Source organism: Cytobacillus pseudoceanisediminis (assembly GCF_023516215.1).
GTDB lineage: Bacteria > Bacillota > Bacilli > Bacillales > Cytobacillaceae > Cytobacillus > Cytobacillus pseudoceanisediminis.
This window is the reverse complement of record NZ_CP097349.1, coordinates 321,384-334,045: the sequence shown is the minus strand read 5'-3', so window position 1 is coordinate 334,045 and position 12,662 is coordinate 321,384. Positions and strand designations below refer to the sequence as shown.

The window sequence follows — 12,662 nt, the reverse complement described above, 5'->3', positions numbered from 1 at the left end:
GGTGATCCCAATGTTCGCCAAAACAAAAAATGAGACCAATATCAAACTTCCATTTTTATTTATACTTTTCAGCCTGCTCTGTTTAATAGGAGCTATGGCCCTTATTCTTTTTAAAGGGGATTCCATCATCAGCAGCCAATTTCGTGTACCCGCAATTTGGTCAGCCGCTCATCTTTTTATATTGGGATGGGCGCTGATGACAGCAATGGGAGCCATTTATCAGCTCGTTCCAGTGGTTTTTCTGACACCAATTTGGAATGAAAGGTTTGGCTTTATCCAATTTACGGTTACTGCCTTTGGAATATTATATTTTGCCCATAGTTTATTTCATAATCCAGAGAGTGCACTGCTGCCTGGGCTTATTACTTTAACGGGGATCTTAATGTTTCTGCTGCAAATGTTCATGACTTTAAGGCAGCAGGCGAAGCCCAATGTATTGACTCTTTTCGTGGGAACTGCACTAATTAGCCTGTTAACTGCAATTCTACTGGGAATCCTTATGGTCTTCAGCATGAAAACTGGATTTATTTCTGATTATTATCAAGCAGTCTTTAAAAGCCACATACTGTTCGGAACAGCGGGCTGGTTTACCCTCTTGATTTTTGGATTTTCCTATAAAATGGTTCCCATGTTTTCCTTGTCTCATGGCTACAGCATGAAGCCGGCCAAATACGTCTTTACGGTTTATGCATCAGGGCTGGCTGCGGCAGTTCTGTCTTTTTTCACAGAGAAAAACTCACTTTTTACCATTGCATTAATGATTCTGGCAGGCGGATTTGCATTCTTCACCTGGCACATGCTGCAAATCCTGCAGAGAAGAGTAAAGAAAAAGCTTGATTATTCATTCCGCTTTGCTCTGCTCGCTATACCTGCAGGACTGGCCATCCACCTGGGAGCTTTCATATGCTCGCTTACCGGGAGCTTCGAAAGTGCCATTGGATATCTGGCATTTGCATACCTCCAGCTTTGGGTAGCATTGAGCATTATGGGTTATTTATTTAAAATTGTTCCATTCTTATGGTGGACTTGGAGATATAGCAAAGAGATAGGCAAACACAGTGTGCCTTCGCTCAAGGATATGATGAATGACAAGGCATCCATTCCGGTTCTTTCCTCCCTTATTCTCGGTATACTCAGTGTGACTGTTTCCATTGCATATGAACACCTTGCCCTGTTCCTTTCCGGCCAGATTTTAACTCTTGGAGCATCCATTGTTTTCTGTTATTTAATTATTTCTGTTTTAAAAAATAGGAGGAATGAACATGAATCCAGAAGAATTAGTTCTCAGCAATCTAAAAAGAGTTATGGATCCTGAGTTAAATATAAACGTGGTTGATTTGGGACTTATTTATAATATTGATTTTCCCGATGATGGCAAGGCAGTTATTACCATGACCCTGACAACACCCGGATGCCCGCTTCATGACAGTATTGTCAGCGGAGTGAAATATTGCATTGAAGATCTGAAGCAATTTTCTGCTGTTGAGGTTAATCTTGTCTGGGAACCAGCCTGGACCCCTGCCCGTATGACACCTGAAGCAAATCAGCTTTTGAGAGGTTAACAATAAGGCAGTGCCCGCTTGGGGCACTGCCTTTGTTCAACTCTTTATGGATGGCTCTGCAGGCAGAACCTTTTTTATCGTTTCACGCACTTCTTCGTTTTCATTTTCATTCATTAGAATGTGAACTGTGCCCTTGTCTTCATGTGTTCTAATTAATCTCCCAATACCCTGCCTTAACCTCAGAATCATATATGGCAGATCAACCTCTCTGAAAGGATCAGATGAACCTTCTCTTTTGGCTGTAAAGACCGGATCATGAGGAGGAAATGGCAAGCCAAAAATAAGCACATTTTCCAGGGATCTTCCCGGTATATCAAGACCTTCCCATAAATGGACAGAACAGAGTACTGAATACTCATCATTTTGGAAATTTGACACGAGGGTACTTATTTCTGCATCTCCTTCAAAAAAGATTGGCACACTCAATTTTCCTGATGCAAAGGCTTTGAATTCTGCCAATTCAGAAGCGCTATTGAATAAAACTAAAGCCCTGCCTTCTGTCATCATAATTTGTTCAAGAATATAATCCATCTTCGCTGTGGCAGATTCCTCTGCAAATTCCGGCATGCGAATAACCATATTCTCTTCATAGTCAAATGGGGAATCTACGGTAAATGATAAATACTCATCTACCCCAAGGCTCTTTGCCATATAATCAAAGGATTTATTCTCTGATAATGTTGCTGAAGAAAATACAAACGGCTTCTTCTGGGAAAATACTTCTTCCCGCATAATATCTTCCACCATTCTTGGCATGATGACCAGGGTTCTTTCACCATTTGTTTCTTCAAACCAGGTAATTCCTTTTAAATCCTTTAGGAACAGTGAAAGTGAGTATGCGATTTGCTCAAGATATTCTTCGACAATTTTTAAGTCATATTCATTAATAACGTACATTTCGCTTTCAAACACCAATTCTTCCTCAAGTGTATTGATTAAGTTCTGGAGTTTACGGCCTTCTCTCATTACATCGGCAGTTTTTTCAATCGTTTTCTTGTCAGAGCCTGCGTCACCAGAAGCGGACATGGCAAGTGTTAAAAAGAAATGCTCATTCTGGTAAATGGCATCCTCAATTATATTTAACGTTTTTTCACGTACATCATTAGCCATGAGTCTTGTTAAAATGGATTCCAGTATCTGCTCAGTAAAACGATAAGTCAGAGCCTTTTGGGATGCATATTCCAACAAATGGCCTTCATCAAAAACCACACAGGAGCTCTCAGGAAGCAAAGGCAGCTGCCCTTCACGTTTTCTTGATTCCTTTGTCCAGATATGTTCCATATAAAAATCATGCGAACAAATAATCAAGTCTTTTGCGCTCCGGTAGTATTCCCTATGGAGGGTTTGACCACAGCGGTGGCGCTTCTCACAAGTAAAACAATCCTGGATTGAATCCCACGAGACATTCTTCCAATGCTCATCCGGCAAATCAGGATAATCTTTCCGGTCACCATATTTCTCAAACTTTTGCATGGAAGATCCTGTTTGAACAAAATCCGGGAGATCATCAAAAATGCGGTTATAATGATCATGAACATCATTCGCTACGAGCTTATCCAGCTTATTTAAGCATAGGTACTGATCACGTGATTTTGCCAGCCTGACATCAATATTCAATCCTAATGCTTTCTCCAGCTTGGCAATATCTCCTTCCTTTTTCACAAGCTGCTCAATTAAAGTCTCATCCGCACATGCGATAATAGCAGGTTTGTTTATGTACCTTGCATAGCTGATTGCATATAAAAGATAAACAATCGTTTTCCCAGTCCCTACACCAGCCTCAGCAAAAATAACACTTTTGTCTTTAAATGCCTTCTCAAGCTGAAAGGCCATAAATATTTGTTCATCCCGAATTTCAAATCCTGCTTCAGGCAATATATCGTAAAAAACATCTCCGATCCACTCGCTTAGCTTTTCGTAAAAAGATTCGCTTTTGGATACGGCAAAAGGCATTCGGTTAGACATGCTACCCCTCCGTAATTAAAAAGTTAAAGCGCCTTTTTATCCAGACGCTTTGATTTCAGTTCTATCAGTATTTCATATTTAGATTGTTAATAATCAAATGAACATCATATAATTTTATCTCAAATACTGCAACTGTCAAGATTTATAAAAAAACGAATATTGATCTTTTACATAAAAAAACAGGGGTGCTATTAGGCAGCCCCTGCTCAGGTATTGACGATTAGTTAACACGTGACATAGAAAATGACAATGCCTGCTGCAATTCGTCCTGTGCATTTTTTAGACTCTCCAGTGCTTCTGCTGATGGATCACCGTCTCCCTGTATTGCTTCAAGTGTTCCATTAAGCGCCTGGGAAATTTTATTAAAATCAATGCTTGAATGTTTCATTGCCACCCCTCCTTAGAAAAGCGCAAGCGCCTTGCCCACCCCCGACATGCACAAGACGAGCCTCACGGAAAGGCGTTTTGTGCCTTTTTGGGAGGAATGGCTTGTGAACTCGAGGGGGTAGGCGCTGGAGCTAGACAGCTCTCGAAAAAGAATATAGATTCTGATGTTGAAAAAAGAATCAGATAGATATATTCTATACAGCCTCAGGAGGAATTATGCTTTTGTTTTTACATCTAATTATTTCTTGGCGGTCTTTTGCCCCAGTACTGATAATAGTCTGTGCGAATAAAACCATTGAAGAGCTTGCGTTTCTTAGTCGCTTTTTTTCCAAAGTGATTTTCAAATTCCTCGTCTGAAGTCAGCATATAAATCGACCACGTATCAAGAGGGGCCAAGGCCCTCCCCATTTCAGCGTACATTCGCTGTACCGCTGCCTTCTCACCAAGTCTCTCCCCATACGGAGGATTTCCGACAATGACACCATATTCCTTAGCAGTCGTAAAATCGCGCACTTGCATTTGTTTGAAGTTTATTAAATCTCCCAATCCGGCTTCAAAAGCATTTTCTTCTGCTATTTTCACCATCCTGTGATCAATGTCAGCACCTGTAATATCGAGAGGCTGATCATAGTTCGCCAGGTCTTCAGCTTCGTTTCTTCCATCCTCCCAGACTTTTTCAGGAATCCATGACCATCCTTCCGAAATGAATTCACGATTAAAACCTGGTGCAATATTCTGGCCGATTAACGCTGCTTCTATCGGAATAGTGCCAGATCCGCAGAAGGGATCTGCAAATGGCTTATCCGGGTTCCAATTAGTCAGCATAACCAGTGCAGCTGCAAGTGTTTCCTTTAGGGGTGCTTCCCCCTGCCCCGTACGATATCCCCGTTTATGGAGTCCACTTCCGCTGGCATCGATGGTCAAAAGCGCTACATCTTTATGAAGAGCAACTTCTATTTTAAATAACGGCCCATTTTCTTCGAGCCAGCCTGTCTTATTATACTTTGTTCTCATGCGTTCCACTATTGCTTTCTTGACAATAGCCTGACAATCGGAAACTGAAAAAAGCTTGGACTTCACAGACTTTCCTGAAACAGGAAATTCGGCATTTTCAGGCATATAATTTTCCCAGGGCAGCGATTTTGTTTTCTCAAAAAGCTCATCAAAACTTGTTGCTTTAAATTCTCCCACTTTTATGCGTATTCTGTCTGCTGTTCTCAGCCATAAATTCGACCGGACAATTGCAGCTTCATCGCCTTTATATGTTATTCTGCCGTTTTCAACTTCACATTCATATCCGAGATCGCGCACTTCTTTGGCAGCGAGTGCCTCAAGCCCCATGGCCGTAGTGGCGATTAAATCGTATTTAGACATATTTTCACCCTAACCTAATTCTTATTACTATTATGTATACCCTAACTCGGCTTAGCAATCAACATATAAAGTATATCTGTTTATTTACTTACCCGCAATGAGCCTTTCAGGTTCTCTGATTGGTCATCTTGGACTTCAGCTTTGCTTTTTTCTAAAAGTTTTGTGTTTTTGCTAATGAATTAGTCCGTTGATTTCCACTGCGGGAAGTTGCTTTCCGCGGGGAGGAACGGGAGCCAGCTTCGGCTACGGGGTCTCCCGCTCCCCTCCTCCCGCAGGACATTGAATAAGCTACTTTGAATTTACACCATTAAACTAAGTTATTAAATAGCAACAAACTTTACGAAAACAGCTTAAACTTCTTAACAGCAGGCAGAAAAGTAAAAAAGCTCTCCCAAAAAGGAGAGCTTGAATTTATAACACTCATACTGTCTCACTAATAACGTTCTGTAAGCCATGTTTTGTACCGTAGTACTGCAAGCGACAAATGTCTCGTACTCAGGTGGTAATCATCTATCTACAGGCATCTGCCTGTCCTTCCCGTTGTTCATTTCCTCAGGGAAAGTGCCCCTACCATCATTTGGGTTTCTCGCTCGCGGGGTTTACCTCGTTCCACCCTTTTCATTTCTGAAAAGGCTACGTCACTGTGGCACTTTCAAGGTATTCATGCCATATCCAGAAGGACTTAGGCATTTTCCCTGCCGTCAGCCAGAGCTAGCTCAGACTGCCCTAGCTTATGAATTCGCTAGGCACGAACACTACAGGCATCTCAGCCTGTGCGAGCATGGACTTTCCTCTACAATATAAAACATATTGCAGCGATTACCCGAACGCTATTAATGATCACAAAGAATATTATATGTAATCTGCGATGGAATAGCAATGGTTTTAAACAGGAAAAACTGTTAATTCCTGTCAATCATACAATTTACTGCCAAAAACGTGTTTTTCCAGATTTGATAATCTTTTTAGAATATCAAAATTGGTTGTACCTGCAGTTTGTGCTGCCGGTCTGCGTGAAGCATCGTCAACCTGTTTTTTCAATCTCATATTTTCCTGCTGAAGATCTTCAATTTCCTGATGGAATGCTTCATAATCTTTTATGACCAAATCTAAGAACTTGTCAACATCTTCAGGCTTATAGCCTCTCATAGCTGTCTTAAACTCTTTTTCCAAAATATCTTTTGCAGTTAATTTAATTTTATCGGATAGCATGATACTCACCTCAGTATATCGCCAATCATAATTAATACTATTTTTCCAGAGATATGTACATTTGTCAATTTATCTGTGTATTATTCAAATATGTCTCTCTGAGAGAATTGTTCTTCTTCTACAATCAATTGTAAATCATAAAAGGTGATTAGTCTAATTTCATATTCATTTTCTTCCTGATATTTTTTTGCGGTTTCATACAAATATTTGGGGCTTCCCTCTTTTTCCAAATCATAAAAAAGAAGCAGCACATCACTTTTGCCGACAAAAAAATGATTTTTCACCCTGAATTGCTGAGGACTTTCATAAGGTTTTTTTGATACTGAATCAACAAAATCAGCCTGAAGCAGTATGGATTCATACCATTCTTTGTTCGCATCCTTCCAGGATGCTTCCTGCTCCAAAAAGGAGTTATGAATGCAAGCTTCAGGTCTTCGTAACCTTCCAGCTTAAGGTCAGATACAACTTCAGCCGCCCAAAGCTCGGCACCCAGCTGCCCGCTGATAATTACCCACTCGAGCCCATCATCAATCAGGGAAAGCAGGCTTTTTCTTATGGCGGTTTTTATATAGCCGACTGCCGGGTCATCATTTTTAAATATCCCTACTTCAAAAGGCTTATACCCTGAAATAACTGCTACTTTTGTCAATTGCAAAAACTCCTTAAAGAAATCTGGCCGGGACTCATTTAAGTTTCCATTTGATATTTATATAAATAAAACAAGGGCATAAAGCCCTTGTTGATTATCTGCCGGAAAAACTCGGCCCTTGTTTTGGCCCCATTCCGGTTGATGCTCCTGCTACGCCAGTTCCTGGTCCGCCATATCCTGGACCCATTCCCATACCTGGGCCCATTCCCATACCTGGACCCATTCCTGGGCTATATGCACCTGCCACGCCTGGTCTTGGTCCCATATTAACATTTGATTGTGTCACCTGGTTCACATTTGACTGAGTATGCGGGAAAGAATGCTGATTCTCATAGTTAATGTGGTTTACATGAGTATGATGTGTAGGATGAATGTGTGGAACCACAATGTTCTGGAAAGAATGAGTTACACAGCATTTTGTCGGATGAACAACAGCAGGCATCACCTGCGAAGGTCTTGGTCTGCAAAACATGTAAAGATCCCCTTTCTAAATTGTTTTTACATTAACAACCTATGTGAGAAAGAGTAATCTTGTACTAATGAAAACACCTATTTTTTAGGTACTAGCCTTAGAGCATGCTGTAGAAACTGTCTTTTAAATTGGAGAAAACGATTGCTGTAGTGAAAATCACAAGGAAGAATAAAAATAAGATTGCTTTATACATTTTACCAGCCTCACTATATAAAATTCCTAAAAAAGTACCACACAAGTTATAATTTTACCTGTAAGAAGAAGTACATACAACTAGGAAATAGTGGATTTTTTTGTCTGGTATATTAAAATTATGTTACAGGGAAATTTAAGTTCGATTAAACTTTCGTTCAAGCCGTACAATCCGCCGATGCAATTCTTCCTGTTTTATTTTCAGCTTTTCTGTTTCGCCACCTGAGATATCTTTCATCATGTTAAAAGCTTTTTTCGCATATATAATTGCCTGGCCTATATCCTTTAAGCGATGCTCATAGATCTTGGCCAGTTCAATGCATGATATTACCTTCCTATTCATCAGGCCTTTTTCAGCAATATCCTTCCATAATTTTGCCGCCTCATCCCAATTTTTATGTTTCTTATGCTCAAAAGCCAGTGCAAACCTGGCATCCAAAGCTTCAGAAGACTCTCCTTCAGATATTCTATTAAAGGCTGTCTTCGCCTGTGAAGATTCACCCAATGTCGAAAGCCATCTTCCTACTTCATAGACCTCACGGGGAGTCTGTTTTTCATCCAGCTGCATTATTTGGAAAGAAAGATGTGTATAAAGACTGATCAGGGACAAAATATCTATTTCATTATGTTTAATTATTCCCAGCATTCCTTCAGGATTTTTTCTTTCCACAAAATCAAAATAGATCATCGGTGCCAGAAAACCCGGAATATCATCCTTTCTTTCGATCCCCAAAACATCTTTTTCCACTGCAGTAAGTTTTATCCTCTCGAGTTTGTGCTTCCACATTCTCCTTGCTGCATGATACAAATCAAAATGGCCAAATGGAGGAAGTTTGGGGACATGCTCCTTCAGAAGGGTATGCCTCGTTTTTACCTGCGGCCAGTCGAAAGCCTTCCCGTTGTATGTCACCATTGTTGAATAATCAATGCTTTCAAGAAAGCTTTTATACAATGGAATCTCGGCTCCAGGATGAGGAAGGATATGCTGCTTCAGCTTTATTTTATCTCCGTGCAGACTGGCTTGGCCAAGCAGGAAAATAGTGTTTCCAGTCCCTCCGCCTAAGCCTGTTGTCTCTGTATCAAAGAAGAAAAGATTTTCCGGCCCATGTCCGGCAGCAGACAGCGGATGCGTGATGCCTGAAGAATTCCAGGCCTCCACCGCCGCTGTAAACTGGCCAAAAGAATAGATTCCATGCATTTGATCAAGGCTATATTCCTTTTCCCTCACAAGGCAATAGGAGTCTTCAAAATAATATGGATAGACACTTTCGGCTTCCCATACTTCTTTAAATGGCACATCGATATTATTCTTTGACAACTTGACGGGTGATGGCTGTTTATCCTTCTCTGTACCGAGATGGCCCTTTAGCCTGTTCAGTTTGTTTTTAATGGACAAGTCTATCACCTGCTCGATTAACTCCATTTTTAAAAGAGCTGAGAATCCTGAGTACGTCTTTTTTCGCGGTTTCTGAAGAGGTATCAGTTCCAATGCAGGAAGGACACCCATGCTCACATGAACATCTGCTGACCATTTCCATCGTTTCGTGCATGATATGTTCTATTCCCCCAAAAATCTTCTCGCTTAGCCCTACCCCGCCGGGATACCTGTCATAAAAAAAGATCGTCGGCTTTTCATTATGGGCCGCTTTTACCTGTGGGACAACATGAACATCCTGAGGATCGCACATAACAAAAAGAGGCACAATATGTTTAAGCGCATGTGCTGTTCCGATGAGTCCCTGCTCAAGCCGGTCTTGCTTATAATTTAAGGATTCCTTGTTAAACGAAAGCCAGGTTGAGCTTGTATGAAGTTCTTCTTCCGGAAGTGTTATTGGACCGGATCCGATATTTTCATGTGTTTCAAACTTAATTTTCTTAAAGATCGTAGCCATTGCCACAACACTTACATCCCCAAACCCTACTTCCCCAATGGTGGATGATCTGAGTTTATCCTGTTCCAGCACCTTTAGCTCAACTGCCAGGTTAGCATCTGTAAAATAGTCTACATCCACTTCGCGGACAAATGCTTTTTCTCTTCCCAATCAAGCATTTCCACCTGAAACTGGGTCCCCTGGTGGAGATAGATTGCTTCTTCATGCAGAAGGGTCATAGCGGAAAAGCGGTCCATTTCGCCAATAACTTTCACATTCGCGATATCCGATTGATCGATTATAACGACATTTTCCTGTGATGCTGAACGGAGGCTGATGTTATGGGCAGGAAATGAGTCTTTCATCCAATAAAATTTATCTCCATTTTGATGCAGTACCCTTTCTTCTGCCAGGTATTCCAATACCTCTTCAGTTTCAAAGGTGCCAAAACGTTCCCCGGCATTAAAAGGAAGCTCATAGGCTGCACACTTGATATGATCCACCAGAATAATAAGATTATCTGGATTAATTCTGGCTGTTTCAGGACTTTTATTAAAAAAGTAATCAGGGTTTTGAATAACATATTGGTCAAGCGGACTGGAGCTTGCCACCATGATGACAAGCGATTCACCATGCCTTCTGCCTGCACGGCCAGCCTGCTGCCATGAGCTGGCAATTGTACCGGGGTATCCGGTCATAATACAAACCTGCAGCTGTCCGATGTCCACTCCGAGCTCAAGCGCATTTGTGCTGACAACTCCATAAATCTCCCCTGAACGAAGTCCTTTTTCAATTTCCCGCCTCTGAGTTGGCAGATAACCGCCTCTATAACCCCGAATGGCTTTAGGTCCCAACTTATGCTTTACAAGCTCCTGGAGGTATGTCAGCAGAATCTCGACTCTGACTCTGCTTCTTGCAAACACAATGGTCTGGATTTTATTTTTCAGTAGTTCACCTGCGAGCTTTCTCGCTTCTAGAGTAGCGCTTCTTCTAATATTCAGCGGTTTATTGACAATAGGAGGATTGTAAAATACAAAATGTTTTTTCCCGCTCGGGGCTCCATTATTATCTACAAGTTTCATCGGCTTTTCTGTAAGCTTTTCTGCGAGTTCCAATGGATTTGCAATTGTTGCAGAAGTACAGATAAAAATGGGGTCACTTCCATAAAAACGGCAAATCCGTCTAAGGCGGCGTATGACATTGGCTACATGACTGCCAAATACCCCTCTGTAAATATGAAGTTCATCTATGACCACATACTTCAAATTTTCAAACAAAGACACCCATTTTGTATGATGGGGCAATATCGCCGAATGAAGCATGTCCGGGTTTGTTATAACCACATGCCCAGCCCTGCGTACCTTTTGCCGAATATTTGCTGGTGTATCCCCGTCGTATGTATAGGAATTGATATCCAATCCGGACTCCTGGATGATTTCATTGATTTCGCTTTTTTGGTCCTGAGCCAAGGCTTTTGTCGGAAACATATAAAGCGCCCTTGCATCTGGATCATTGACGATCGTCTGCAGGACTGGAAGGTTGTAGCAAAGTGTTTTGCCTGAGGCCGTTGGAGTAACTGCCACAAGACTGTCCCCATTCATGGCTGCCCGATAAGATGTTTTTTGATGTGTATAAAGCCTTGTAATGCCCCTATTTTGCAATGCTTCTATTAAAGACGGATGTATGTCTTCCGGAAGGCCGGCAGTCTTAGCCTCTTTTTCTTCTATTGTATGCCAATGGACAATATTATCTTTATATTGCTGTTCAGATATAAGTTCTTTCATGATTTCAGGCAGATTTTTACGCACTTTCATCTATTTCACCTCATACCCCTATTCTAGCGAATAAACGTTCGTTCTAACAGAGCAAACTCTTAAATCCCATTAACTTTTTATGGAAATATTCTATTAAACTCTAAAATCCTTCGTCCTCAATTCCCTAAATTAGACTTCATGGGAAAAATTGACTGAAAGTTCTAAATATAGGACAATATTATGTATATTTTTCATTTTTTTAAGAGGTGAAGCCATGCTTTACAGCATTTTAAAATCAGCAGCGGTGTTTTTGTTAATTCTAATTGGATTTATCCTGATTCTTCTTCTTCCCCGGGAACAAGAAATAGCTGTTTTTTCGGCGTTTCATGTTGAAGCGGATTACCCCTTTAGCTTTGAATTATATAAAGAGAGAATACAAGATTTCACTGTTTATATAGTAACTGAAAAAGGTTTGGGTGATGCAAGGAGCGGACGCCCAGTCAGTGAGGAATCAGCGATATTTGTTAAGCGCAGCATTAAGATTATTTTGCCGGCCTTCATGGTCAGCATGCTGCTTGGCACACTGATGGGTGCACTCCAATTTTACAGGAGAAAAAATTTTCCGGGAAGCTTCAGAACTTTCTTTCCTGGCTGTTTTCTTCCATACCCGATTTTTTCTTTTTATTGCCATTCAATACCTTCTGATTCTGTTGATGCAGCAAGGGCTTCCTTACTTTAAGCTATATGGGCATGAAAATTGGTATAGCTTTTTACTGCCGCTCATTTCTTTATCCGTGTTTCCATTTCTTCACATGTCCCGTTTTACCTCGGCTGCACTTGAAAATGAAATGGGCGAAGAGTATGTGCGCACCACCTATGCAAAAGGGCTTGGCGACTTTAAAGCACTCCTGCATATGCTATGGAATTGCTGGTCCCCCATTTTGAACCAGGCGCAGCTGGTGATGCTCTATATCCTATCCAGTCTGCCAATCATTGAAAAGCTGGCTGGCTATAATGGGGCAGGCAAGGAGCTTCTATTCAGCATAACATCTAATGATGAAATTAAGGCACTGTCCCTGATGCTCCCTTTTCTCTTTATCATGTTTATTACTATTATCCTTTCACAGATAGCAAAATTCTGGCTCATGCCAAAAGGAAGGGCGTGATGGAGTATGCGCGTTTTAATATGGTTTAAGAGACATGCCCTATTTTGCACAGGAACTG

General features: G+C 41.1%; 10 protein-coding genes, 1 other RNA gene and 2 pseudogenes. 4 read left to right on the top strand and 9 right to left on the bottom strand.

What is annotated here, in order from left to right; genetic code table 11:
- Positions 1 to 10: 10 nt before the first annotated feature.
- A complete protein-coding gene (locus M5V91_RS01845; protein WP_284521680.1) occupies positions 11 to 1,315 on the top strand; it encodes a hypothetical protein in 1,305 nt (434 codons plus the stop codon).
- Positions 1,263 to 1,562 carry a metal-sulfur cluster assembly factor gene (locus M5V91_RS01840; protein WP_251175482.1) on the top strand — a complete coding sequence of 100 codons (300 nt, stop codon included), beginning with the start codon at positions 1,263 to 1,265 and terminating at the stop codon, positions 1,560 to 1,562. The genes M5V91_RS01845 and M5V91_RS01840 overlap by 53 nt, the downstream gene beginning before the upstream one ends.
- Positions 1,563 to 1,598: 36 nt before the next feature.
- On the opposite strand, the gene M5V91_RS01835 is transcribed toward M5V91_RS01840, so the two are convergent.
- The 9 genes and pseudogenes from M5V91_RS01835 to M5V91_RS01790 form a co-directional block, all read right to left on the bottom strand.
- The gene (locus tag M5V91_RS01835; RefSeq protein WP_251175483.1) at positions 1,599 to 3,527 is read right to left on the bottom strand and encodes an ATP-dependent DNA helicase; all 1,929 of its coding nucleotides are present in this window, start codon (positions 3,525 to 3,527) and stop codon (positions 1,599 to 1,601) included.
- A gap of 220 nt (positions 3,528 to 3,747) precedes the next feature.
- Complete coding sequence (locus tag M5V91_RS01830) at positions 3,748 to 3,915, bottom strand: hypothetical protein (RefSeq protein ID WP_166672401.1); 168 nt, start codon at positions 3,913 to 3,915, stop codon at positions 3,748 to 3,750.
- A gap of 233 nt (positions 3,916 to 4,148) precedes the next feature.
- Positions 4,149 to 5,288, bottom strand: a complete 1,140-nt coding sequence (locus M5V91_RS01825) for a THUMP domain-containing class I SAM-dependent RNA methyltransferase (protein WP_251175484.1) — start codon at positions 5,286 to 5,288, stop codon at positions 4,149 to 4,151.
- A 442-nt stretch (positions 5,289 to 5,730) separates the two neighbouring features.
- Positions 5,731 to 6,119: RNase P RNA component class B (gene rnpB, locus M5V91_RS01820), an RNA gene on the bottom strand.
- Between the two features lie 81 nt (positions 6,120 to 6,200).
- A complete protein-coding gene (gene gpsB, locus M5V91_RS01815; protein WP_009332691.1) occupies positions 6,201 to 6,500 on the bottom strand; it encodes a cell division regulator GpsB in 300 nt (99 codons plus the stop codon).
- An 80-nt stretch (positions 6,501 to 6,580) separates the two neighbouring features.
- Positions 6,581 to 7,149, bottom strand: a pseudogene (locus M5V91_RS01810) (SLOG family protein).
- Between the two features lie 94 nt (positions 7,150 to 7,243).
- A complete protein-coding gene (locus tag M5V91_RS01805) occupies positions 7,244 to 7,621 on the bottom strand; it encodes a CotD family spore coat protein (RefSeq protein WP_009332693.1) in 378 nt (125 codons plus the stop codon).
- A 328-nt stretch (positions 7,622 to 7,949) separates the two neighbouring features.
- Positions 7,950 to 9,209: a ribonuclease H-like domain-containing protein gene (locus tag M5V91_RS01795; RefSeq protein WP_251175485.1), complete on the bottom strand. Its 1,260-nt coding sequence runs from the start codon at positions 9,207 to 9,209 to the stop codon at positions 7,950 to 7,952.
- Positions 9,199 to 11,498: pseudogene (locus M5V91_RS01790) on the bottom strand (DEAD/DEAH box helicase). Before M5V91_RS01790 ends, M5V91_RS01795 begins: the two are co-directional and overlap by 11 nt.
- 214 nt (positions 11,499 to 11,712) lie before the next feature.
- On the opposite strand from M5V91_RS01790, the gene M5V91_RS01785 reads away from it, so the two are divergent.
- The gene (locus M5V91_RS01785; protein ID WP_284521679.1) at positions 11,713 to 12,177 is read left to right on the top strand and encodes a hypothetical protein; all 465 of its coding nucleotides are present in this window, start codon (positions 11,713 to 11,715) and stop codon (positions 12,175 to 12,177) included.
- A complete protein-coding gene (locus M5V91_RS01780) occupies positions 12,152 to 12,604 on the top strand; it encodes an ABC transporter permease subunit (RefSeq protein ID WP_284521678.1) in 453 nt (150 codons plus the stop codon). The genes M5V91_RS01785 and M5V91_RS01780 overlap by 26 nt, the downstream gene beginning before the upstream one ends.
- The last annotated feature ends 58 nt before the right edge of the window (positions 12,605 to 12,662 follow it).

Bases quoted from the DNA above. Each gene is read 5' to 3' on its own strand.
- M5V91_RS01845 (WP_284521680.1), top strand. From the start codon at position 11: ATGTTCGCCAAAACAAAAAATGAGACCAATATCAAACTTCCATTTTTA.
- M5V91_RS01840 (WP_251175482.1), top strand. From the start codon at position 1,263: ATGAATCCAGAAGAATTAGTTCTCAGCAATCTAAAAAGAGTTATGGAT.
- M5V91_RS01835 (WP_251175483.1), bottom strand. From the start codon at position 3,527: ATGTCTAACCGAATGCCTTTTGCCGTATCCAAAAGCGAATCTTTTTAC.
- M5V91_RS01830 (WP_166672401.1), bottom strand. From the start codon at position 3,915: ATGAAACATTCAAGCATTGATTTTAATAAAATTTCCCAGGCGCTTAAT.
- M5V91_RS01825 (WP_251175484.1), bottom strand. From the start codon at position 5,288: ATGTCTAAATACGATTTAATCGCCACTACGGCCATGGGGCTTGAGGCA.
- gpsB (WP_009332691.1), bottom strand. From the start codon at position 6,500: ATGCTATCCGATAAAATTAAATTAACTGCAAAAGATATTTTGGAAAAA.
- M5V91_RS01805 (WP_009332693.1), bottom strand. From the start codon at position 7,621: ATGTTTTGCAGACCAAGACCTTCGCAGGTGATGCCTGCTGTTGTTCAT.
- M5V91_RS01785 (WP_284521679.1), top strand. From the start codon at position 11,713: ATGCTTTACAGCATTTTAAAATCAGCAGCGGTGTTTTTGTTAATTCTA.
- M5V91_RS01780 (WP_284521678.1), top strand. From the start codon at position 12,152: ATGCAGCAAGGGCTTCCTTACTTTAAGCTATATGGGCATGAAAATTGG.